Origin of the sequence: uncultured Nostoc sp. (assembly GCF_964247315.1) — a bacterium.
GTDB lineage: Bacteria > Cyanobacteriota > Cyanobacteriia > Cyanobacteriales > Nostocaceae > Nostoc.
This window is the reverse complement of the sequence record NZ_CAXTTT010000009.1, coordinates 24,912-49,136: the sequence shown is the minus strand read 5'-3', so window position 1 is coordinate 49,136 and position 24,225 is coordinate 24,912. Positions and strand designations below refer to the sequence as shown.

The 24,225-nt window shown below is 41.9% G+C and carries 21 protein-coding genes and 1 pseudogene; 10 read left to right on the top strand and 12 right to left on the bottom strand.

What is annotated here, in order from left to right:
* Positions 1-44 precede the first annotated feature (44 nt).
* A complete protein-coding gene (locus ACFE93_RS04810; RefSeq protein WP_335044692.1) occupies positions 45-431 on the bottom strand; it encodes a DUF3119 family protein in 387 nt (128 codons plus the stop codon).
* Positions 432-523: 92 nt separating this feature from the next.
* Positions 524-1,318: an MlaE family lipid ABC transporter permease subunit gene (locus tag ACFE93_RS04805; protein WP_375472258.1), complete on the bottom strand. Its 795-nt coding sequence runs from the start codon at positions 1,316-1,318 to the stop codon at positions 524-526.
* 443 nt (positions 1,319-1,761) lie between these two features.
* Here ACFE93_RS04805 and ACFE93_RS04800 point away from each other — a divergent pair, with 443 nt between their 5' ends.
* The 3 genes from ACFE93_RS04800 (at position 1,762) to aroH (ending at position 3,963) form a co-directional block, all read left to right on the top strand.
* Complete coding sequence (locus ACFE93_RS04800; RefSeq protein ID WP_375472257.1) at positions 1,762-2,058, top strand: hypothetical protein; 297 nt, start codon at positions 1,762-1,764, stop codon at positions 2,056-2,058.
* A 544-nt stretch (positions 2,059-2,602) separates the two neighbouring features.
* Positions 2,603-3,424 (top strand): signal peptide peptidase SppA, encoded by an 822-nt coding sequence (sppA, locus tag ACFE93_RS04795; protein ID WP_375472256.1) that lies wholly within the window; start codon positions 2,603-2,605, stop codon positions 3,422-3,424.
* A gap of 128 nt (positions 3,425-3,552) precedes the next feature.
* On the top strand, positions 3,553-3,963 hold the full coding sequence (aroH, locus tag ACFE93_RS04790; RefSeq protein ID WP_375472255.1) for a chorismate mutase: 411 nt from the start codon (positions 3,553-3,555) through the stop codon (positions 3,961-3,963).
* A 123-nt stretch (positions 3,964-4,086) separates the two neighbouring features.
* Here aroH and ACFE93_RS04785 read toward each other — a convergent pair.
* A pseudogene (locus tag ACFE93_RS04785) lies at positions 4,087-4,635 on the bottom strand (ISAzo13 family transposase); the annotation flags it as partial.
* A gap of 563 nt (positions 4,636-5,198) precedes the next feature.
* Between ACFE93_RS04785 and ACFE93_RS04780 the strand changes: the two are divergent.
* The 6 genes from ACFE93_RS04780 to ACFE93_RS04755 all read left to right on the top strand — a co-directional run bounded on the left by ACFE93_RS04780 (position 5,199) and on the right by ACFE93_RS04755 (position 11,783).
* On the top strand, positions 5,199-5,765 hold the full coding sequence (locus ACFE93_RS04780) for a ferric reductase-like transmembrane domain-containing protein (protein ID WP_375472254.1): 567 nt from the start codon (positions 5,199-5,201) through the stop codon (positions 5,763-5,765).
* A gap of 77 nt (positions 5,766-5,842) precedes the next feature.
* Positions 5,843-6,868 carry a WD40 repeat domain-containing protein gene (locus ACFE93_RS04775; RefSeq protein ID WP_375472253.1) on the top strand — a complete coding sequence of 342 codons (1,026 nt, stop codon included), beginning with the start codon at positions 5,843-5,845 and terminating at the stop codon, positions 6,866-6,868.
* A 255-nt stretch (positions 6,869-7,123) separates the two neighbouring features.
* Entirely contained in the window at positions 7,124-7,294 is a 171-nt protein-coding gene (locus ACFE93_RS04770) for a hypothetical protein (RefSeq protein WP_375472252.1), read from the top strand.
* Between the two features lie 244 nt (positions 7,295-7,538).
* Positions 7,539-10,925, top strand: coding sequence for a maltose alpha-D-glucosyltransferase (treS, locus tag ACFE93_RS04765; protein WP_375472251.1), 3,387 nt, complete (start codon positions 7,539-7,541; stop codon positions 10,923-10,925).
* Positions 10,926-10,983: 58 nt separating this feature from the next.
* Positions 10,984-11,184 carry a hypothetical protein gene (locus tag ACFE93_RS04760; protein ID WP_375472250.1) on the top strand — a complete coding sequence of 67 codons (201 nt, stop codon included), beginning with the start codon at positions 10,984-10,986 and terminating at the stop codon, positions 11,182-11,184.
* A gap of 374 nt (positions 11,185-11,558) precedes the next feature.
* Entirely contained in the window at positions 11,559-11,783 is a 225-nt protein-coding gene (locus ACFE93_RS04755; RefSeq protein WP_375472249.1) for a DUF4926 domain-containing protein, read from the top strand.
* A 272-nt stretch (positions 11,784-12,055) separates the two neighbouring features.
* On the opposite strand, the gene ACFE93_RS04750 is transcribed toward ACFE93_RS04755, so the two are convergent.
* The 3 genes from ACFE93_RS04750 to ACFE93_RS04740 all read right to left on the bottom strand — a co-directional run bounded on the left by ACFE93_RS04750 (position 12,056) and on the right by ACFE93_RS04740 (position 16,509).
* Positions 12,056-12,763: an alpha-ketoglutarate-dependent dioxygenase AlkB gene (locus ACFE93_RS04750; RefSeq protein ID WP_375472248.1), complete on the bottom strand. Its 708-nt coding sequence runs from the start codon at positions 12,761-12,763 to the stop codon at positions 12,056-12,058.
* 1 nt (position 12,764) lies between these two features.
* Positions 12,765-13,670, bottom strand: coding sequence for a hypothetical protein (locus tag ACFE93_RS04745; protein WP_375472247.1), 906 nt, complete (start codon positions 13,668-13,670; stop codon positions 12,765-12,767).
* Between the two features lie 625 nt (positions 13,671-14,295).
* A complete protein-coding gene (locus tag ACFE93_RS04740; RefSeq protein WP_375472246.1) occupies positions 14,296-16,509 on the bottom strand; it encodes a phosphoketolase in 2,214 nt (737 codons plus the stop codon).
* Between the two features lie 187 nt (positions 16,510-16,696).
* Here ACFE93_RS04740 and ACFE93_RS04735 point away from each other — a divergent pair, with 187 nt between their 5' ends.
* Positions 16,697-17,101, top strand: coding sequence for a cytochrome P450 (locus ACFE93_RS04735; protein WP_375472245.1), 405 nt, complete (start codon positions 16,697-16,699; stop codon positions 17,099-17,101).
* Between the two features lie 164 nt (positions 17,102-17,265).
* Here ACFE93_RS04735 and ACFE93_RS04730 read toward each other — a convergent pair whose 3' ends face one another.
* From ACFE93_RS04730 to ACFE93_RS04705, 6 genes are all read right to left on the bottom strand, one after another.
* Positions 17,266-18,906 (bottom strand): cyclic peptide export ABC transporter, encoded by a 1,641-nt coding sequence (locus tag ACFE93_RS04730; RefSeq protein ID WP_375472244.1) that lies wholly within the window; start codon positions 18,904-18,906, stop codon positions 17,266-17,268.
* Between the two features lie 36 nt (positions 18,907-18,942).
* On the bottom strand, positions 18,943-19,974 hold the full coding sequence (locus tag ACFE93_RS04725) for an NAD(P)/FAD-dependent oxidoreductase (protein ID WP_375472243.1): 1,032 nt from the start codon (positions 19,972-19,974) through the stop codon (positions 18,943-18,945).
* 60 nt (positions 19,975-20,034) lie between these two features.
* Positions 20,035-20,415: an FAD-dependent oxidoreductase gene (locus ACFE93_RS04720; protein ID WP_375472242.1), complete on the bottom strand. Its 381-nt coding sequence runs from the start codon at positions 20,413-20,415 to the stop codon at positions 20,035-20,037.
* Positions 20,416-20,442: 27 nt separating this feature from the next.
* Positions 20,443-21,156 carry a SagB family peptide dehydrogenase gene (locus ACFE93_RS04715; protein WP_375472241.1) on the bottom strand — a complete coding sequence of 238 codons (714 nt, stop codon included), beginning with the start codon at positions 21,154-21,156 and terminating at the stop codon, positions 20,443-20,445.
* Positions 21,122-21,862: a hypothetical protein gene (locus tag ACFE93_RS04710; RefSeq protein WP_375472240.1), complete on the bottom strand. Its 741-nt coding sequence runs from the start codon at positions 21,860-21,862 to the stop codon at positions 21,122-21,124. The genes ACFE93_RS04715 and ACFE93_RS04710 overlap by 35 nt, the downstream gene beginning before the upstream one ends.
* Before the next feature lie 84 nt (positions 21,863-21,946).
* Positions 21,947-24,178, bottom strand: a complete 2,232-nt coding sequence (locus tag ACFE93_RS04705) for a TOMM precursor leader peptide-binding protein (protein WP_375472239.1) — start codon at positions 24,176-24,178, stop codon at positions 21,947-21,949.
* Positions 24,179-24,225 lie beyond the last annotated feature (47 nt).

Sequence of the window (24,225 nt, the reverse complement as noted above, 5' to 3'; positions counted from 1 at the left end):
GTGCTGAGTTCTGAGTCTATATCAAAATGACTCAGAACTCAGCACTAAATACGCGGACAACGTTGTTCTAAGCAAGTTTTCAAGGTGTTGGGGTCAAATAAAATCGGCAAAAAGTGAATACTTTTAATTTCTTTAAAGTAAAACAAGATAGGAACTCTATTCCAAAATATCCGCCAGTTTTGCCATTCCTGGTAGGGAAAGCGCCGAATCAATTTTTCGCCTCTGTAAATATCTAAGTCGGTAGCGGTAAATTGCAAACGCAGCGTTAACGCCTGAAACATCAGAAACAAACCAAACAGCATGAAAACGGAGCCTACCCAAGGTTGTACCAACAGTAGTGGAATCGCGGCAATCACCAACACTATGGGTATATTGTAACTAGGCTTGAGTTCCACAGTTGATGTGGAGTTAGAAACAAATGAACTGGTCACAGTCTTAAATCCTGCTTTATTTAGTAGGCATCTTTCCTATTTTAGGAGTCAGGAGTTAGGAGTTAAAATTCCTCACTCCTAACTCATCAGTTTTATAGACCTATGAATGCACTGCCAGTCCCCTGAAACATTAACCAAGAAAGAAAGAAGTTGCTAACAAATATAATCAGCAAGGCAGTCACAACAGCAGTTGTAGTTGACTGTCCTACACCTTTAGCACCTCCTGTTGTCGTCAACCCCCAACTGCAACCAATTACAGCGATTAAAATGCCAAAACAACAGGCTTTAATCATGGCGCTAAAAATATCCCAGAGACCAAGAAAGTTACGGGCTGAGTCTAGAAATACCGTATCAGACAGGTTATAGATATTTGTCGCAATGATGAATCCTCCGAACATCCCTGTCACCAAAGACAGAAGAGTTAAAATTGGTAGCATTAAACAGCAAGCAAGGACGCGGGGTATAACTAGATAATCGATTGGATCTGTTCTCAACATCAACATGGCATCGATTTGTTCTGAGACTCGCATGGTACCGATTTCTGCTGCAAAGGCAGAACCGACTCGCCCTGCCAAAACCACTGCTGTCAACACGGGAGAGAGTTCTCGTGTCAAAGCTACAGAAAGCACTCCGCCGATAACGTTTCCGGCGCCAAAGTTGATAAATTCCCGCGCCACCTGAATGGTAAACACCGCGCCAACGAAAATAGCGGTAAATAGAGCAATAAATAGGGAATCTGGCCCAACTGCTGCCATTTGTTCTAAAGTGTTGCGCCGATGGATTTTGCCTCTCAATAGGTGAACTAGTACTTGTCCACCCAGAAAAATCGCTGCCAGCAGCCGCTGACTCCATTCCTCTAAACTGGATTTGGATGTAGTCTGGTTCAATGTTCTGTAGCTAACTCGTAACTGCCTTAAGAATAGCGGAAGTCATGGGGAATGGGGAATGGGGCATTGGGCATTGGGCATTGGGCATTGGGCATTGGGCATTAATTATTCTCCTCTGCTCCCCTGCCCTCATCTCCCCACTACCCTAAGAAGGCTGAATATTAACTTAGATTAAAAATGGTCTCAGAAAATGAAGCTCTTATTAAATGTGCTGCAAAGCAATCCCTAAGTAGTACGCTTGGCTATAACCTCCATTTTCCAAGGTTTTTGTAGATTTCAGTCACTTTTTGTATCCCCAGCATGGGCTGTAACTGCTAGCCGTTTATTTTAATGAAAACTTAAGATTCTTGACAGATTCGCTGCTTTGGAGCGATCGCTCGTATTGTAGAAAATGACAAACCGCTATCTTGCTTTTGTCATCTCTACCACGGAGTTTGTCTTAAATGACTATTTTCACTAACTTTCTCCGCTCCCTAGTACTCACAATCATTTTTAGTTTTGTCGTTCCCCTCTTTTTCATTGGCGGCGGATTCCTCCTTCTATCCCTCATTGGTTACTTCCCTGGCTTACAAGAGTTAACTGAGGCGATCGCAACTGAGATTATGCATTTTCTCGCCACCTTCGGCAGTGGAACTCCCCTACGCGGATTATTTGTAATTAGCTTGACCTGTAGTTTCGTTGGGGCACTGTTTGATATGTTTGTCTACTACCGATATCAAATTTTACGGATAGATTCTTAAGTAGTAAAAATAGCTTCATCAGGAGATTATTAGGCTATAGAAGACAGGAATAAATGATATTTCCAAGAGTGAAAGTACTACTGATCTTAACTTAACTAGAGATTAGTGTTGCTGAATGGATTTTTATTAATTAAATTAACTGTCGAAGTGATTGATTAAATATTTATATATTCATTAGTTATTAGTTATTAATTACTGACAACTAGTAAACGTGCGCGACCATAGTAAACCAGTCCTCAAACATTCAAAAAGCCAGAATAACAAGGCATTGAGAACTTTTAATTTGGCAAAATAGCTAAAAGAGCCTTTCTAAATCATCACGTTAACGCTAAACTAGAGTTTGGCATTTCGTGCTAGCTGCAATCTTTAAGGATTTGATTAGCATTAATCGAGAATATCAAATAAAACTCACTGAAAAATATAAAAATTTCCTTAAAATCCTGATGAGTACAATGCCTGCTCATGTTTCTTAACAGAGGAAAGCAGGTCGTCTGACCGTTAGGCATCTTAATATTGAATTTATTACGAGGTATGTTGACAGCTCATGGTTTGGCCGTTTAAGCCCAAGTTTAGAAAACAAATTGCGCGGATTGAAATTACTGGTGCGATCGCCGGTGCTACTCGCAAACGCGTCCTAGAAGCGCTGAAAACTGTAGAAGAAAAAAAGTTTCCGGCATTATTGCTACGTATCGATAGCCCTGGCGGTACAGTCGGAGATTCTCAAGAAATCTACAGTGCCCTGAAGCGTTTGCGCGAAAAAATCAAAATTGTCGCTAGCTTTGGCAATATTTCGGCTTCTGGAGGAGTCTACATCGGCATGGGAGCCGAACACATCGTCGCCAACCCAGGTACGATTACGGGTAGTATTGGTGTGATTCTGCGTGGGAATAACTTGGAACGCTTGCTAGAAAAAATCGGTGTTTCCTTCCAGGTAATTAAGTCTGGCCCTTACAAAGACATTTTGGCTTTTGACCGGGAACTGACTCAACCAGAAGAAAATATCCTGCAAGAGTTGATTGACACAAGTTATCAGCAGTTTGTCCAAACAGTAGCTGAGGGTCGTTCTTTAACAGTAGAAGCTGTGAAAAGTTTCGCTGATGGGCGGATTTTTACTGGACAGCAAGCTCTAGCCTTGGGTGTTGTAGACCGCCTGGGCACAGAAGAAGATGCCCGTCGCTGGACAGCAGAACTGGTTGGTCTCGATCCAGAAAAAACTCTCTGCTATACCCTAGAAGAGCGTAAACCTTTTTTGAGCCGCTTCGTACCAGGGAGTCGTCAATTTTCATCAGGAATTGGGGCTGGTATTGATTGGCTCGAATTTGAAATGTCTACTAGTGGTTTACCTCTGTGGTTATATCGACCCTAATATGAGTTAGGAGCGGAGCTGGAGACGCTCCGCCTTTGGTTATGAATGAAAAGTTATGAGTTAAAAATCTTAACTTCTCATTCTCAACTCCTAACTCTTCACCTTTGTGTTTTAAGGAGGATTTTGGCGTGGACTGGCAAATGCGGGCTATTCGCGGAGCAACAACCGCTTCAGAAAATACTGTTGAGACAATCCGAGAAGTGGTGACAGAACTACTAGATGAACTAGAAAACTGGAATCAATTCCAGATTAGGGACATCATTAGTGTGACTTTTACAGTAACACGCGATTTGGATGCAGTTTTTCCAGCTGCGATCGCAAGAGCGCGTCCTGGTTGGGATAATGTAGCTATGTTGGATGTGCAGCAAATGCACGTCGAAGGCAGCTTACAGCGCTGTATTCGCTTCTTAATTCACGCTTATCTGCCAACCTCCGCCTCAATTCATCATATTTATTTACGCAACGCCGCTAGCTTGCGTCCCGACTGGAGTATGCCTCAGATACAAGCATCACAGCAAGCAGTTAAGTCAAAAGTGTAAAATACTTAATATTTTTAAGATAAAATCCCGTTTTCCAACTGTAAATTAGAAATACAGCTGTAGTGACGAGTATTGTTTGTTACTAAAGTGTAATTGTCTGCAACTGCAACACTAGTACCGTTCAGTCTTAGTTAAAGCTCGGTTTCTGCCTCCTCGATCAAATGAACCAATATCCACACGGGCTTTGGCATCAAGACTAAGACGTAAAATACTCTTATCATTTAAAGCCGATTCATTAAAAGAGTGCTAGTTGTTCAAAAATTGCGTCAGTTTCTGGTATTTTTTTTGAAGTAAAACTTTTGCTACTCGTTTGAGTCGATAACCTAAATAGTTTAATTTCACACGAATTGTTTCTTCAGTTGGTAACTGGTCAATACTGTAACCAAACTTGTCAAATTAATAGCTTTCGTACTTCAGAGGCTGTGAAGCGTGTATACAATCTCTGACTTTTAAAACTTGGATCAGTTTGGCGAGTGAGAATCAACCAGTTTCTTAATATCTTCCAAAAGGTTTGGTAAGTGTTCTTCTGCCTTCCAGCGCCCTTTATAAAGAATAATTATCTATACAAGTAATCCCAGTTGTTTATTCTTTGATTCCTTTACGGATAATATTTCTATCCCATCCCAATTCTTTTTGAGCCAACAATTGCCCCCCATAACCTAGATCAATCATTCTGTGGAGTTCTCAAAAGACTTTGAGTGCAACTCAGCAGAAATTGAAGCGCGAGATTCTCTCTCAGAAGATCGCGCTAGGATTACTGAAGCGTTTACTCTGATTCTGGCAAATCCGCTTCTGCTGCCCTACAAATTTGACCCCAGTTTTTGCAAAACTGCATAAATATCTAATTAGGCGTAGATAGTTCTACAGAAGTACCCAAGTTTTACAAACATCCTCTCATGACGACTGTTCAATTCTTACACGATAAAAATCATAACAAAAGTAGTCACAAGTCAGAAATGAGTCAGTAAATCTCCCCCTTTAACTCAGTTAGCACTGGAATTAAACCTCGTCTACCTTGAAAACTGTAGTTTTTTGTCATCAGGGTAAAGCACAAAACTCAAGCCAAGGCTGATTAATATACTCTCCTTAAAACTCCAGGTTTCAAAATGGACGCGGTTCAAATAAATATACCAATTTTACGCTGGTAAGCTTTGACCTGACTCGCTGATGTGGGTGTAGGAAATATTTAGCTTATAAAAAAGTGGCTTTTATTGAAAAATTAAGGAGGATTGGTCATGGCAGCAATCGATACAGCACCGTTAGAAAACAGCCTGGGATTTATAGCTTTAGGAGCTTATATTCTCACCTTAATGCCCACGAATCTTAGAATCATTTTTCCTCAAACTAAACAAGCGAACTTTCCCAAATGGCTGTTGAAATATCGACGACTTATCGGTATTCTGGCTTTCTGCTTGGCTTTGCTTCACGGTTTCCTCTTAGTGAAAAAGAGAGACCTTGATTTTTTAGATCCCAATACCTATTGGATTTATATCCAAGGTATATCTACCTTCATAATTTTTACCCTATTGGCAATTACTTCTAATGACTGGAGTGTCAAAAGACTGAAAAAAAATTGGAAGCGATTACATACCCTGACTTACTTAGCTATGTTCCTGCTCACTTGGCACGTTTGGGACAAAATGTTAGAGCATTGGAGCTATTTAACCCCGATTGGGCTAGTAGGGATTGTCACGACAACCCTTTTATTTCTGATGCGACGCTGGATTGAACATCAAAATAAACAACAAAAAGCGAAAGGAAAAGCGTTCTCATCTCAAATTCCAGAAAAAATTACTCTATAGTACCGCTAGTCTCCGACACCGTTACGCAGTGGGTGCAAATCAGATTATTCTCCCACTCGCACAAGGAATGTCCTGTTATGAGATCGAAACAAATTACCTGGAAATCTTCAGCAGCATTGGCAATCAGCACCCTAACGATCTTGGTTGGTAGTAGCAGTTGTGCTAACCTATTGTCTTCCTTCCGAAACGCTAGTGTTGCTACTATCTCTGTTGCAACCACTCAACCTTTACGTTCTGTCCAAGGAGATTCAACTTGGGTTTACGCATTGGCAATCAGCCCTAATGGACGCTTCCTCGCCAGTGGCAGTTACGATAAAAAAATCAAAATTTGGGATCTGCCTAGTAACACCTTACTCTATACTTTAGAAGGACACGGCGATGCAGTGGTAAGCCTTGCCATCAGTCCAGATAGCAAGCTGCTCGCTAGTGGTAGTTGGGATAACCGTATTAAACTCTGGAATTTAGAGACGGGGCAACTGCTTCGTACTCTAGATGGCCATACAGATGATGTAGAAGCCGTTGCCATCAGCCCCAACGGAAAGTGGTTAGCCAGTGGTAGTGCTGACACAACCATCCGCATCTGGAACGTGCAGACTGGCGTACAAGTTCATCAGTTATCGGATGGAAAGTGGGTAAGAACTGTTGCTTTTAGTCCGGATGGGCAGACCTTAGCTAGTGGCAATGAGAGTGGGACACTCAAAATTTGGCGGCTCATGGATGGTGCTGTTCTAAAAACCCTGAATGCTCATTCACAAGCCGTGCGCTCAGTGACTTTTAGCCCTGATGGACGGACTTTAGCGAGTGGCAGTGCTGATAGGACAGTCAAACTCTGGCAAATGCCCACTGGTAAATTGTTGCACTCCCTAAATGGACATTCAGGAGTTGTGTGGTCAGTGGCTTTCAGTCCCGATGGCAAGAGATTAGCTAGTGGTAGCAATGATAGCACTATCAAGTTATGGGGGTTGCCTGAAGGCAAACTCTTGGAGAATTTGATCGGGCATGAGCGAGGCGTGCGGTCAGTAGTTTTCACACCGCATGGAAATATGATAGCCAGCAGCAGTGCCGACAAAACCATCAAACTTTGGTCTCTTCCTAAAGAGTGACAAGAAGCTTTCAGAAAGTAAACAAATCTATAAGGATGAAATCTGATGATAGACAGGGATACATCCTAGCCGACATTAATTTGACAGTTAAATATTCATGAAAAGCTTTGCACTAAAAGTAAATGTCAGGTTTAGGACTGCTATATTTACTCGTAAAGATTCAGATGGTGGGTATTGACAAAGGGGACATAAAGGTTAGAGTATCGCAATCATCAACAAAGACCTGCCACCAGAACTATAGCAATCCTATTTGATTTGCAAACATCGAGAGCCTCAGATCCCCGACTTCTTCAAGAAGTCGGGAATCTTTTTGTTCATAACTCATTTAGGACTGCTATAGAGCCAGAACAACTAAACCAGCAGCCAAAGGAAAAATTGGTAGAAATAAGCGTTAAGCAGGCGATCGCGATCGGCCATCTGCTATAAAAAGCTTCTGCCTTCTGCCTCAAAACCCGTAACTTTGTACTTCATGCAAATGAAAACTGCTATATGTATATACGCAGTTAGTATGATTATTTATGACTAAATATAGCTCGTTTGATAGTTTCCTTACTTAAGTAAGAAAGTGTAAACATTACTCGTGTAAGATAAATAAGCTGATAATCTCAGCGATTGTATCAAGTAAAAATATAGTTCTATTAGATATGCGAGCGCATATCTTTTTAAAATAATGCCAAACTCCAGCTTGAAAGATGACTCATTATGGTTCAAAAATGCAATTATCTACGAACTAGGTGTTCGCACATTTGCTGACAGTAATGGTGATGGTATTGGTGATTTTCCAGGGCTGACAGAAAAACTAGACTATTTACAAGATTTAGGTGTTACTGCTATTTGGTTGTTACCTTTTTTTCCTTCACCACTCAAGGATGATGGTTACGATATTGCCGATTACACTAGTATCAATCCTATCTATGGCACGTTGGAAGACTTTAAAGCGTTTTTGAGCGCTGCTCATCAGCGCGGTATTCGTGTAATTATTGAGTTAATTATTAACCATACCTCTGACCAACATCCTTGGTTTCAAAGAGCACGTCGCTCCCCAAAAGGGAGTCAGGAGCGAGATTTTTATGTTTGGAGTGATACTCCTGAAAAATACCAAGAAGCACGAATTATCTTTCAAGATTTTGAGACATCTAACTGGGCTTGGGATTCAGTTGCCAAAGCTTATTGCTGGCATCGTTTCTATTCCCATCAGCCTGATTTGAATTATGACAATCCTGCGGTGCGCCAGGCAGTATTTGATGTTCTAGATTTTTGGTTGGAGATGGGTGTAGATGGATTACGTATGGATGCTGTACCTTATCTATACGAACGGGAAGGAACGAACTGCGAAAACTTACCCGAAACCCATGTGTATTTGAAGGAGTTGCGATCGCACATCGACGCGAAATTTCCTAACCGGATGTTACTAGCTGAGGCGAACCAATGGCCTGAAGATGCAGCGCAATATTACGGTAACGGGGATGAGTGTCACATGAACTTTCATTTTCCCCTAATGCCGCGCTTGTTTATGGCATTGCGGATGGAAGATAATTTTCCGATCGTAGATATTCTCCAACAAACTCCATCCATTCCTGATAACTGTCAGTGGGCATTGTTCCTCCGCAACCATGACGAACTGACTCTAGAAATGGTGACAGATGAAGACCGCGATTTTATGTATGGGGTTTATGCACAAGACCCAGTGATGCGGGTAAATTTAGGCATCCGCCGCAGATTAGCGCCGCTTTTAGGCAATGACCGCCGCCAAATTGAGTTACTCAATAGTTTACTGTTATCTCTGCCAGGAACCCCCGTACTTTACTACGGTGATGAAATTGGCATGGGAGATAACGTTTATCTAGGCGATCGCAATGGTGTTCGCACACCTATGCAGTGGAGTTCTGACCGCAATGCCGGTTTTAGTCGCACCAACCCGCAACGCTTGTATCTACCCGTGATCGTTGACTCAGAATATCACTACGAAGCACTCAACGTCGAGGCACAACGGACTAATACCAATTCTCTCTGGTATTGGATGAAACGTTTAATTGCGACTCGCAAACGGTTTCCGGCATTGGGTGAAGGGCGTTTTGAATTGCTACAGTCTAATAATCGCAAAGTTTTCGCCTTCAGCCGGATCGCCTCTGAAGAATATATCTTGGTAGTAGCAAATTTATCTCATTATGTGCAAACGGTAGCGTTAGATTTATCAAGCTTCAATGGGTTATTACCAGTAGAAATTTTTGGTTCTACTGAGTTCCCACCGATTACAGAATCGCCTTATTTCCTCAGCTTAAGTCCTTACGGGTTTTACTGGTTCACCTTACAACGCAAACCTAGCTCAACTCAACCTCTTAAACCTCAAGCAGACTTGAGCTATTTGCTGGTAAATGGTTCATGGCAGAATGTGATTTTGCAACGAGAGTCAAAAAGCATTCTAGAATCAACACTGCGGGATTACCTCTATACCTGCAGCTGGTTTGGCGGTAAAACTCAGACTGTACAATCAGTACAAATCATTGAAGCGATTTCTTTACCCTATAACCAGCAGATAGCTCAAATTGTTTGGTTGCAGGTAGATTATAGCCAGGGAAACCACGAAACTTATCTGTTATTTCTCGCCTATGCAGAGGGTGAGCAAGCAACACATCTTTTAGCAGAAATGCCGCAAGCTGTAATTGCACGGCTTGGGGTGCAAGGCAAAACAGACACTCCTCCACCCAATACTCAAGAAGGTGGAATTTTATTTGATGCTTTAGCAGACAAGAACTTTCTCACCTCACTGCTAGATAATGCGATCGCTAATCATCACTCTTATCAAGGAATAACCGGAGAATTATTTGGCACTACTACTGATTCATTCTCCGAATTGCGCCGACAGTTAACCAATCATGAGCCGATTGTTCTGAATAAAGAAGAACAAACCAATACTTATATAGTTTATGGCGATCGCTTGTTGTTAAAACTCTTTCGCAAAGTCGAAGAGGGTTTGCAGCCAGATTTAGAAATCCGGCGTTTTCTATACCAGAAAAAACGCTTGCAACACTCAGTTTTCCTAGCTGGTGCTTTAGAGTACCGCCGTGCAAATAAAACAGGCAATAAAACTGCCCTACCCACGACTATAGGCATATTACAAGAGTATATTCTAGATAGCCGTAGTGGCTGGGACTATACTCTTGATAGTTTGCAAAACTACTTTGATTTAGTGACCACAGAACACGCCACTATTACCGAAGTGCCTCTGCCATCAGGTTTCTTGTTGGATTTACAGAGAATTGAGATTCCAGAATTAGCAATTGCAACTATCACTTCTTACCTGCAAAGTGTTGAACTATTGGGTAAATCCACAGCTGAATTCCATATAGCGCTGGCTACAAATATAGATAGCTCAGACTTTGCTCCAGAATCTTTTTCATCACTTTATCAACGTTCGATATATCAAAATGCACGTAACTTAACTGGACAAGTATTTCGGTTGTTAAAAGAACGAGTAAAATACTTGCCAACCGATACTCAACCATTAGCATTAGAAGTTCTTAATAACCAACAGAAAATCTTAGAACGCTTTCAGTTAGTTGTCGGGCAAAAAATTACTGCATTGCGGACTCGTCATCATGGAAACTACCATTTATCGCAAGTATTTTACACAGGAAAAGACTTTATTATTGCTGATTTTGAAGGCGAAGTAGATCGCAGTTTAAGCGAACGACGCATAAAGCGATCGCCTCTACGAGATGTAGCAGGAATGTTACTATCTTTCAACTATGCAGTTAACGAAGCTTTAGGCTATCAAAAAGAATCTGGGATGATCCTACCTGAAAATTTACCCCTTCTAGAACAATGGGGACAGTTTTGGTATACCTGGGTGAGTACTAGCTTTCTCAATTCTTATTTAGAAACTGCTAGTCAAGAATCTTTCCTGCCAAAGACAACACAAGAACTAGATGTGCTGCTTTTTGCCTATCTTCTAGAGCAAGCGATTGATGCAGTAGGCAATGAACTAAATAATCGCTCCGATCGGGTAGAAATTCCACTCCAATTTATTCTGCGATTACTGAGTGAAACTGCTTAAACAGTTTTTTCTAGGATGAACAAATTGCAAGAAATAAATAATATTAGGAGGAAGAAAAATGAGTAACAAAACTGGTGAACTGACAAGAACAATTTTTTGGAAAGGCAATGCAAAAGAATTTCTAGGTAAGTATTATAACTTACAGTTTATTCCGAGAGTAGGTGAAGAAGTACAATTAAAAAACAAAACATGGTTAGTGAAGAGAATTATTTATACTCCCGAAATAGATGACATAACTATCATTGTGGAAAATAAATAGTTTCACCTTAAATGGTTATAGTTGTACGGTTCTGTAATATTCTCAACAGTTTTTGGGTAAGGATTCAGGTGGTGGGGTATTGACAAAGGGGACACAAAGGTTAAGGTATCGCAATCATGAACAAAGACCTGGATAGTTAACCCTGATTTTTACGTTCCATTTTTGATACTTTAATTTTCGACCTGAATCCTTACATTTACTCTAAGAGGTTGTTTGAAAAGTCGCAAAGTATACTAGAAACCCCTCTTTAAACCTCTCTCCGCTTCGGGGAGAGGCTTTGAAACCCCCCTTTACTACAAGGAAAGGGCGGCTAGGGGGGTTAGGTTTCTGAGACTTAGATGTTACCAAAAATACTTTTCAAACGTATATTATAGTTGGCTGAGGCTGCAAGATTGATAGCTGTGATTCAAGAACTTGATCGGGTTATTTTGACTAGCGATCTCCCAGAACATAGTTTAGAAGAGGGTGATATAGGTACAGTTGTTTTAGTGCATCAGCGTGGGAAAGGATATGAGGTTGAATTTGTCACATTAGATGGGGAAACTGTGGCAGTTGTTTCACTCCACAGCATACAAATACGTCCCATTGGTAGAAAATAAATTGTGCGATCGCGGCTGATAAATTTATAATTACTTCAAAATAGGAAATTTTCAAAAGGATAACTTTGCTTCCAGCGATAGGTATTAAAGTCACGCTAATCTACTGAAAAAATGCGTCCATGCCCTAAATGTTCTGCTAAAATTACTAGGGAAGCATCAGCCAAATCCATTGGAAGATCAGCATATTTTTCCATTAATTCAAGAATTCGAGCAGTATGGTGAAGTTCTAAATTAAAAATCGTAAATAATTCTTCTTGCAGACTATGATGCGCTTACCCTGCTAAAATAACTTTTCTAAAAGTTAATGAAACTCGGCGTTCTCGTCTTATCACTTGTCCTTGAAACTTATCAACTTTTCTAGGAGCAATGCTGTGAGTCCATTTGTATCTAGCATCCTCTTTGAGGATTACTATACTTTTAGGTTCAAGCAGTATAGGTATTTTTTCACCTGTTAAAACGTTTGTAAAATTCATAATACAAAAAGAGCCTAGACTTAGAGAAATAATTGTGTCAGTGAAACAAGGAACACAATCAATATGACTAGTGATACCTTGACCCGGTAAATATTCATTCACAATAACTTGGTCGGGTAGTGTATCAATCAAATTATTTTCATATAGCTTGTATGCTAACTCTAATGCCCAATCTGGTAAGGCGCCTATTTGCATGGAAGTATCAATTATTCGAGCCTTATAATTATACTTGTAGCCATAGTGCTGCACCCTTCTTTTGAAGTCTGACAGCCAACACTTATCGTCTAGCTTTTGTAGAAGGTAATCATGCTTTGATTGAGTTATAAATTCGGGGATATATTTCAGTCCATTTATCTCATTAATTTCGACAATCTTATAAGAACTATCTTGTTTGGAAACCTCAAAGACTAAATTTAGCTCTAGTTGCTGTATGTCTGGGCTTGATTTAACTGTATTTATTTGGTGATTATTAGTACTGTTACTAGCTTTATTATTCTTCGTTTTCATACTATTTTATTCTTAATAAATCGTAGTACAATTGTACAGGCTTATAATCATTATAGTCATTCATAGTATATTCATAAAATATTTCTTCTTTTAACGAGCCATTTATTACGCTCTCAAACTGTGGTAATGAACTTCTAAATTGATGCCATTTAATATTTTTAGTTTCTACTTGTGGGTTTTGAAATACAACATATACTTGATTGGATTTGTAATGCATCAATATAGTTCTTACTATAGCTACTAAATCTTGTACGTTAAGTGATGTACTTGCAAAAAAATAGGAGAAATTTAAAATAATTAATATATCAGGCTGTTGCGATATATACTTACTTATCATACCTACAAGATCATTATAGCTTTCTAAAAAATCAAAGGTGCTATCTTTACTGAAGTGTCTACCTAAACTAAATTCTTTTGCTTTCTTAAGCATAGGTTTAGCTCGATCAATTCCAATGTAATGAAAAGCTATTCTATTTTTACAACCAATAAACTGCATATATGCATGGGCGAATGCTAAACCCGAACTTAGTGGGCCACAACCAAAATCAATAAATAGTGGAGATGGGTTATAGAAGTATGGATCGCTATCGGAGGAAACATAACCATTAAATAAATCCCAGTGCTTGCAAAAAATATGATAGCTACTCATTACGTGCATCTGCATATATTGATAGCAGTATAGTAAGACTTTGGCAACAGGATTTAGTTCATTAAAAGATACACTAAAATCTGCTGTTCCTTGTTCTAAAATAGATTTTCTATGATATTCGGCAGTTGTATTTAGTATTTCTGTCTGCCAAGCATCTGTCTTAATATGATTATTGTAAGGACGTTTTACTAATTTTTCAAAACATTCCTTCATGTCGCTAGGTACTGGGTATTTTATCGCTTGGATTAAATTTTCCATAATCAACAGTCGCAGTTTTATTCAGCACTACAACTAAAAATTATGTGTTATGAAGAACAGAAAGGTTAAGGGTAATATTCCTTAAATAATATTGCTTTAATTGAATATGGAGAGTCTGTATTTTTAACTAGCTTTTATCCAGTAAAACACTTAGGTAGGAGCATCACATTAGATTGCCTCCAGCTTTAATGCACTAACGCGATCGCACCTTTCATCAAGCCTCCACAGTTAATCCATTAAACGCCATGTTTTCCATAAAATGTATCGTGCTTTGTCCTGGCTTGGAAATCAGCTTTTGAACTCGTAAACCAGCTTTTGCGACTCGTAAACCAGCTTTTGCGACTCGTAAACCAGCTTTTGCGACTCGTAAACTAGCTTTTGCGACTCGTAAAGCAGCTTTTGTGACTTGTAAAGCAGCTTTTGTGACTCGTAAACTAACTTTTGAACTCGTAAACTAACTTTTGAACTCGTAAACCTGTTATTGTCAACGAATTTCAGCAAATTTACCCCTATTTCTCCTGTCTGCTAAATTCTTTTAAATAAAAAACGCAAATATACGCATTGAACGCAACTTTTCAGCGTTTATATACGTATATTTGCGAGAAAACGAGAAACTATTCTAACTTTAATGCACTAACGCGATCGCACGTTTTGTCAACGCCTCAGCAGTCAATCCATTAAACGCCATCAACTCGCCAGCACTGGCTGTAGTTTCGCCACGCTTCCACGCAAAAGTGTCGCGCTTCACTGTACTCCGTAACAAAATTGGTTCGAGTACCGCCGCCGCGCCACCTGTAACCGCAATTAACGCATCGCCATCAAATAATTCCGCAAATTTCGCATCATCCAAGAAACCGCCTTCAGGTTCAGAACATGTATCCCACGCCGTATCATGGCTACGGTACAATTGCCGAGGATTGATCACAGAAACTATCTTCGCACCAATACCTTCAGTTTCCAAAAAAGCAGCAGCTTCAAATACTGGCATTAATGTCATATCGCCAATTACAGCAAATACAACTTGTTTATCGCCAGCAACTTCATGTAATAGTACTGCACCATCGCGTAACCCTTGACGAGTTTGTTCTAAAGTTGTGCGAATTTGCAACGGCGATTTACTTGCAGTAATTACAATTCCCTTATTCTTACTTTTCAATGCCCAGTCATAACATACTTGGATACTGTTAGCATCGGGGGGAAATAATGGAAAAACATTTCCATTTCGCATCAGCGAAGCAAAGTAAGCTTCAATTTCAGGACGTTGGTGAGTCCAACCGTTGCGTCCTTGCTCTAATGCACCTGCTGTGAATAAAGTAACAGTCGAGGGTGTGGGACGCCGCAATTCTGCCATTGCTTGAGTAACAGTTTGCCAAATTGGTACTCCGTTGATGGCAAAAGATTCGTAGGAACACCACAAAGTTCTCGCACCCATTAACGCCAAACCCGCAGCTAAACCGGCACAAGCATCTTCACTCAATGGTTCATAAACTTGTCCATTTGGCGCTTGATTATATAAGTCGTCGGTTGTGGGGTGGATAATCTTTAATGCTTGGTTGATGTTAGCAATTCCAGATGCTTCATTACCATCGGCGTTGGTGACAAGGAAATTTTGATCTTTATTTCCAACTATTCCTACCAATCGTCCCATCGCAGTTGTGGAAACTTTGGGTTCGCCACCGACTGCATATTCTTCTAAAGGTAATTCACCTAATTCTGGTAATGGGAATTCAAATTCTGTCACCACAGTTTTTGCTGCTGGCCCACCACCGGCGCGTTCTGCATTTGTTCTGACTAATTGCCAAGCTTCCGCAGACAAAGCACGGGTTTGCAATGCACTAATAATATGCGGCGCATCCAACGTATCTTTAGGATAGAGGTTGTGAGATTTTGCACCCCGCGCGTGGACTCCTGCACCTTTGAGTTGTTTAATGATGAAGACAGTAAGTTTACCACCAAGGGCCGATCGCGCTGCTTTATCTACGCCGGAAAGTACTGCTTGAGTAAATTCTAGGCGCTTCTCAAAAGAAAAGGCAGTACTATCAATGTAATCCCCTGGCTGGTTTTGATCGTCGAAATCTTTGGCATCCACTAATACGACTTCATCAAAACCGTTACCTCGCCAATATGCTTGCATTTGTTCATTGGTTTTCAGGGAAACCATGCTGTGGTGTTCTTGGCTGTAACCGTTCCACACCAGCACCGGCAAGAAGTTGGTGACAGCAGGATAAGCAGTATGAAAGTGGGCGATCGCACTGACAATATAAGGCTCACCCAATCCCCCATCTCCAACTGTAAAGGGAAATAACTTATCTTTGTGCAATAGTGCAGCCGCCATTGCAAAGTGTTGCCCTTGTCCCAAAGGCCCCGCAGGTGCGAGAATACCAGGAATGAAACCAGAAAGATGTCCTAATAATCCGTGCTTTTCTCGGAAGCGATCGCGCAATTGTTGGACTGTAAAAATTCCCATGTCCTCTAGGGAACGATCCAAGAACATAGCACAATAAAATCCAGGGGCGTGGTGTCCGACTTCGGTAATAATGTTCTTGTATCCCAGCATGACAAGCGAGGCGTAAGCTTCTGCTTGGCTGGCGAATCCGCCGGGATGCCCAGAAGCTTTAGTAGCAGTAACTTGCAAAATCAGGTAACGGAGGGCATCGGCAGCCAGTAAAGTTTGATATACAGCATTCGGTTCTGTGGGTGATGCGATCGCGATTTTGCCCGACTCAATAGCAGGAGTTGCACCATAAGTTTCAAAATCTGGTAAAGCTTCACCAAAATATTGAATTCCTGCGGAAAAATTGGGAAGCGTTGAAGATGCCTTTGGGGAGATTGCAGTCATGCTGAGTACCTTTTGACGATGAGGTGAAACTGTAGATGCTCGTTGAATTTAACAAAAATTTTACATCTTTGAGGTTGTAACAGTTTATTGCTTTTTTACAACGTTAGAATAAGTACTTTAAATGGTTACGCAACTAAAATTTCAGTTAATTGAAGTAGCAAAAAATATTAAGTAGGAAAAAAAATTTATGAGATTCCCAAATGGGCCACAAACTCCAGCAGTTTCACAGATGCTACGCTGGATTGCTAATCCGATGTCATTTATGGAGGCTTGTGCCAAAACCTATGGCGAGATTTTTACTCTCAGATTAGACAAAAATCTGCCTCCTATAGTAATTGTCAGCAACCCCCAAGCGCAACAGCAAATTTTGACAACTGATACCAAGGAATTGGAAGCTCCTGGCGATGTGAATCAGCTGTTTGAACCTTTACTGGGTAAGCATTCTGTGATTACCATCAGCGGCACAGAACACCAGCGCCAACGCCAGTTGTTAATGCCTCCTTTTACCCTCAAACAGATACTTGAATTTTTATGCCAAGCAATAGACCGAAACTATGGGGTAGCTTGCGAAGTTTATTTACCGTCTGCCTGATTTTGGTTGGTTTTTAGGGTTTATTAATAATCTAAACTTATGATTTATCCAAAGCAATCAGCTTTTGCACTTTTCTCCAAAAACGGTATCACAGGCTACTAATTTTTGATGTTGGCAAAACTTTTCGGTTTACTGAAATTAAGAATAATCAAATTGATACATAACTAACTCAGGCTTAAAAATGAAATCTCTTCAGAATTATTTTCTATAATCTGACCATAATCTAACCTCACAATCTGGTCAGCTACGCCAAAATATTGTTCATCATGGCTAATAACTAAAATAGTTTTGCCTTTAGCTTTTAATTCTGGTAAAAGTTCCTTGTAGAAGGTCTTTTTAAAGATAGGGTCTTGGTCAGAAGCCCATTCATCAAACAAGTATATAGGGCGATCTTCTAAATAAGCTGTTAGGAGTGCCAGCCGTTTACGCTGCCCCTGTGATAGGTTTGTGGTTGAAAGTCTCCCCTCTTCAACCTTGACTTTATAATTGAGTTGAAGTTTGACTAAATATTCTTGCACTCGCTCGTCAATTTGGTAGAGTCCTAGAAATCTTTCAAATAAATAAAAATCTGAAAAGACCGCAGAAAAATGCTGGCGATACCATTCCCTATTTGCATCATCAATTAAACGACCATCAAGCCGAATTTCTCCTGCTTCGGGAATATATAACCCAGTCAGCAACTTGACTAGCGTTGATTTACCGCTACCATTTCCTCCGGTGATAAAAACTAGTTTGCCCGCAGTTATGGTAAGATTAAGCGGGCCGAGAGTGAAACTGCTGTCATCTTGCTCTTTACGATAGACATGGGTCACTCCCAGCAGTTCTAGTCGTTGCCAGGATGAACCAGATTCAGGCAACGTAAAAGTTCTTGATTCGGCACTACTTTCTAAGAGTAGTCCAAGGTCGGAGATTTTATGTAAAGCAACCTTTGCTTTCCCGAAGTTAGGAAGCACGTTCAGAATTTGACCTATGTAAGTTCCCATGTAAATAAATGCGAGTACATAAGCTGATAAAACCGAGCGAGAAATTGGTTGGAGGCTAGGCAGGAAAAACAGCAGGATGCCCACAATTAAGAAGTGTAACGCTTCTCCCCAACTAGCAGCCCCAGTATAAATCGTCATTCCGGCAATCTTATGGTTTTTAGCGGCAACACTAGTGAGTTGTAAATCTTCACTGAGAAATGCCTGACGGCGAGCGCTATGCAGCTTGAGTTCCTTGATGCCCTGGATCATAGCGCCCAGGTGTTGGAATAGCCGATCCTGCTGCTGACGGGCTAATTTAAGTTCAGCGATCGCTTTTGTTTGAAGAAACTGAAGGCTGACGATGCCCAGCCCCAAAAACACCAGCAGAACAAGAAAAAGCATCCCTGAGAGCCAGCTTAGATAGACTAGACAGCCACTCACAACGGCAACGTTGATGCAAACTAAAGGAATAAAGGTGACGAAGTTTGATATGTACTCGATATCCTCAGTCAGAGATGATAGCAGTGCAGGCGCGCCAATGATTTCAATCTGACGTAGCGATGAGGCAAGAATGCGTTGACCTAGAAGCATCTGAAGGTGACAGGTCATTTCCTGACCGAGGCGTGTTAACAAAACCTCCGAGATGAAGCGAGTTATCAATTGAATGCAGCATAAGCCAATAAATCCTCCCAGCACCAATAGAGAAGGTGGCTGAGATTGACGCAACGCTGTAGCAATTAGGGCAATCAGAGCAACAGCACAGCCACCACTGAGTCCGCTCATAAACACTGCAATAACAATCGTAGGCCAGGAGGCTCGTAACAAGAGTTTAACAAGATTCACAGATTCTACTCCTTTTGAAGTGTCAGTCCACTTCATTCACGCTCGGTGATGCTGGGTTCGTAATATTGAAGAAATAAGGGTAGTTTTGTTTTTTTTCCAAGCCTGTCTTAAGACTTTTACTGCAATGTTTGGTTGGAAGAACGCTATGGGAGGCTTGACCATATGGTATATTTCTATCATTGTCCGATGCACTTCTGGAGAGTCCATTGACAGCAACATCACCTCTTCTGCGTATTGCTGTAGCAACTGGTCTATTTTATTTGGCTTCCTTGTAGTCATAGAATCTTCACTTGTCAACCAAACGCGATCGCTTCTTGTTGCACTTAGCCAAGGAGTCTTTAAACTGCGAGCCAACTGATGCTGAAAGTGTTGCCCAAAACCGATTAGAGCGTTTTTAGATTGCCTGCATCGTTGATTTAGACATCGATCTAAGACTAAGGCACTAAGAGCAGCAGCAGTCATTCCCTGACCGTAGTAGGGATTGAAAGCGAAGACAGCATCTCCTAATGCCACTATCCCCTCTGGAAATTTCGAGAGTTGCTCGTAGTGACGCAGGCGATTTTCCGTGCGCCGATAGCTATAGACGGGGGAAATGGGTTTGGCATCTTTCACTACTTCGTAGATAATGGGACTGTGAAGTGTCCGAGCAAATTCTAGAAAGCCAACTTCATCAGTAGGCGGATAATCTCGACCAAAACCGTAAAGACTGAGCGACCAACGGTTGCCTTCTACCGGCTCAAGTACGCCGCAGCGTGATTCGTGTGGAGGTTTGGGCAAGACATACAGTATCTTCCAGTCTGTGTGCAAATGCGCGGGACGGTTGTACCAGCGGGTTGTGTAACCCAGGGAAGCATCGATTACTGTTTCACAGGGAGTTGGATAGCCTAATTCCTCCAACCATTTGGGTAAAGAGGAATTACGTCCGCTAGCATCGACGATGAGATCGGCTGTTAATTCTCCGAACTGGGAATTGTCCCACTCGTCCTTTAGGCGGCTCCCTGCTAGAGCATCGCGCACTTGTACTCCTATGATTCTGGATTGGCTCTCGTCTGTCAGTAGTTTCTTCACCTGAGTAGCTTCCAAAAATTGTAGGCGATTAGCCGTCTTTAAACGACGGCGAATAGCCCCTTACAAAAGAATTCGACTGCACGCCGAAGTGATTAAGTACGAATGGCAACTTTGTGCTATGCCCAGCGAACTGAGATAAAGAACGTCTGCGCCCCAATTAACGGAAATTGCACCTGCGGCAATCAATTCATCGTCCAAACCGGGAAAAAGCTGCTCCAGAATTCTTTGACCCTGGACTAGAATTCCATGAGACTGGACTGCTTGAGGCACTCCCGGACGCAGTTGTGGTTGTTCTGGTAAAGAATCGCGCTCAACTATGGTAACATGCTGAAAATGGTTCAGTAAAACTCTAGCTGCTAGTAACCCGGCAATACCACTACCAATAACTAGGGCGTGACTGCCATTGCTGATTGCTTGTTGTCGTTGTTGAAACTTAGACATTGTTTCTTCTTTAAATTATTCATTAAGTTAAGCTTTGGGCTTACTGCCCAAAGCAAACTCACCAACAGAGGTTTCGGCGTAGTAGTCACATCCTGCTGCCCTATTAAATAAATCGGAATTACCACCTCCAAGACCACAGGGAGCTAATTCCATCAATGTTGCCACCAGGTACATGGTCTGATAAAGAATCCCAACATGCTTGAGCATCAATGCGTAAGCCATCGATTCATACTTCCAAGCCAACCTTTGAAACCGGGCGGCAATGACAATCAAAACTTGAGGCATATCTTGCTGTCCCGCCGATTGCTGAGCATTATTAAGTAGTGCTTCTACAGTTTCTGTTCTGTCAGCAATCCGACACAGTTGATGGGCTAAGGGGTGATAGTGATACAAGCCAAAAGGAATGCCCTCGCAACTATTGACTATGGGATAGAGTTCCAACTCGTAAAGTGCCCCTCCACTGGGATAGGGACGGTGAGCGATTTCTGTACGCTCTGTTTGGATCAGATGTTTTACCCTAGCGCAGCGATAGATAAACTCTCCTAATTGTTGTGCAGTAATGGGGGTTTTTCCGTATTGCCGAATCGACTTTCTCGCTTCTAAAACCTGTGTAAAGGAAGCCTCTATAGTTTTGAGCGTTTCCAAATCGGGTTTATATAGCTCAATTACCTCCTTTGACATCCGAGGTTTAAGAGCAGGCAGTGGCTCAATTTTGCCTAAGAAACGGTAACGTTCCGCCAAACGGATTGGCGTGCCTTCCTAGTCGGCTGCGGGTATGAAATAGGAGGTCGTGAAATTCCCATTGAGCAAGGGTTGTATTGGCTTGTTCAGTGATGGTGCCGTCTTCACACACCTCAGAAAGCATTTGAGTACTTAGAAGTAGATTGACAAACTGCTTCACCGTCTGTAAGGAAATTCCCGGAACTTTATTGACTAATTCACTGCAACTGTGAGGTTTAGCTAGCTGACTGAATAAGGCTGCACCTTTCCAATCCATTAATAGCACTTGTGTTTGAGATAACGGTGACTCTAGCAGCAGTTGCCCTTCGACTTGGTGGCAATAAGCAAAGCCAGAGAGCATATACTTAAACTCGACAGCTACCTCTGTGTAAGGAAATTGATAATCTGAGGTGAGGGGCACGGCAATGGCGATCGGTTGTCCTTCTGCTAAGACTGAATGACAAAGCCAGCCGAAGTTGGAGAACTTTTGCCGGTAGGCATAAAACCTTAGCGCTAAAAAATTTCCGTCGTCCTGTTGTACTAGTTGGCTAAGTTCTGCCAAAGTAGCACCGCCATCAGCCAGCGTCTTGAGAGCTGTTTTCAATCCCGACTGCACCTGCTTAAATGTCAAAGAGCGGTTTGACGATTGGAGAACGAGTCGCTCTGTTTCTTCTTGTTCAATGAGGGAAATATCTTTTTTGAAAGATAGAAGGAATTGCTGCGACATAAATTTCCCTAAAGTTTCAAGTTTTGACTTGGAGCCAGAAAAGCAATCTCAAATCCAAAATTTCAAATTCAAAATCCATGAGGTTTAGAAAAACATTGGTATCGGGTTGAGTTGCTCTTCTGTCAGTGGCGCTGGCAACCAGCCCATTTTCACCGGAACCTCATAAAGCCGCCCTGGGGCAAACCGATTCCAAAAGTGGCGCATTCCAGGAACAATCACCTTGACTACGTTGAGACCGATATCAGGGCGGGTTTGGTCGAGAACTAAGGTTTCCATGCCGTGTGCGGCTGCAATCTCCACGCAGTTGAGTACATCTTGCCGCAGATCGTCGTGATAGCGCTCTTGATAATCAGAGTAGACTTTCAAAGGAGCGTTGCGATCGCCAACCAGGTAAGGCTGATTCTCTAAAGTGGCTGACTTGAGCCAGTACTGCCAATCTGGCTCGTCAGGCGTGGTCTTGCCATTATCCAAATCGATGCCCAATGACTGATTCATCTCGGTTACTGCCCTGAGAATGGCTACTTTAGGGTCAAAATGGGTACCAAAACCTAGTAATAACTCCTCAGTTGTTCCTTGAGTACGTCGGGAAATGGCGACAAAACAGGGAATATTAAAGTCACTGGTGATATCTAACACCCAAAAGTCGCGGTGTTGAGTTTGATAATAGTCTCTCAGGGCTAGCAAATACGGCTCATCAAAACTGTCTAAATCCACGGTGGGTCGTTTAATGCGGTTATACCACCACAACGCCACGCAGTCTCGTTCTACCACCTCCATAAACCCTTGGAAAATTGCCTCTTCTAAGGTATTGCCCGCTGCGTTGCCGTTGGAATCTCCCCGACAGAAGCGATGGTTGTCGGGAAGCGGATAGTTATAGTAACAGTAAGCGGTTGGCAGATACTTGAACAGTTGATGGGTCAGCGACCAAACAGGTGTCCATTCAATTTCTTTTTCCTCATTAAAAGGTTCGGGTAACCAGGCAAAACTACCGTGTATTGTGTTCCATTCTTGGCGGTTTTGGTACTGGTTGACGCTAAAGAGCATACAAGTATTGGGATGAATAGCAGCTGATTCTAGTTGGGCATAGATGCCTTTGATGCAGATTTCATCGCCCGTGAAAATGCCAGAATACCGTTCAATCGCTTCACACAGACCGCTTACTTTAGATTGCTGGTCAGTTTTACCCTTGCCAGCACTCTTGTGACGCAAACTGCGGCGCAGCTCCGTTAAACTGTCAAGTTTTCCTCCAAAAGGGTGAACAGCACTGTAAACATGAATTAGATTGCTTTCTATCTCCTTTTTGGGTAGAGCGCTGACTACTCCTGTAATCGGGCTGATATGATGAGAATATTTCTTGAGAGTCTGCTCTGGAGTGAGACAGCGATGACCGCCGTCTGCTGTGAATAGCTTCTTGTGACTTTCGAGCAAGATTGGTTTAGGTTTGTGGTACTCACTAGCCGCTTTTTCACCACAAGCCGGACATTGTGGGCGCTTAACTAAAACGTGGTGCTGCATGGACAGTGAGGCTAGATCCAAGGTCAGCACCTTGCCTTCTAGCTGTTCGTGTTTCCCTTGAGCGATCCATTTGGCAATTTCCGCTGCTGCCAAATTTAAGCCGATCTGTAAGTGGGTTGGTAAAATTGACCGAGAGGTGGGAAAGGGAGCTACTATTCCTTTTTGCTGCCCAACAGCTGTTTCGACTTCACGGTTGCCCCGCAGACGTTGGGCAAGGCACTGCCAACAACCTGTTTGACCCGGAACAAAGATTGGTCCGACCCAGATTGTCGTGCCTATAGGTTTAACCAACATCCAAGGTTTTTGGATACGTAAGGCTTGAGAGTTAAATTCATCTAAACCAGGTTGTAGGTAGTCATCGGTCAATACAGCTGTAAAGTTTCCCTCGTAACCAACCTGGATGTTCAGCGATTCTAACGCAGAGATAAATGGTTCTGTCTTCAATGCACCCAAGGCAGTTACAGAAACTCTAGTGTCTTGCAGAAGGCTTACGGCTACTGTGGGATCTACACCCTGCAAACTCCAGAAAGCAGCTACCTCATTCGGGATATCTGCCCCTTCAGTAAGGTAGCCTTGGTTTTCCAGATTAGTTAAAGCATGGTAAATACCAAAAAGTGATATATGTTCTTTTAGTTGCTTGACAATTTCATCAAGGGTGTGTTGACCATTTAGCAAAGGAGCTAACAAGACGTAGATGCGACCGCTTAGAGCAATATGCCCCTGTTCGCTCATCAGATAAACGGTACTAGGTTCTACGGCTTCAACGTGGAAATGAGGCTTAAACTGCGGTTTGTTGAACATGATTGGTGCAATTTACTTATAGTCAAATTCCATTCCATCTTTTGAAC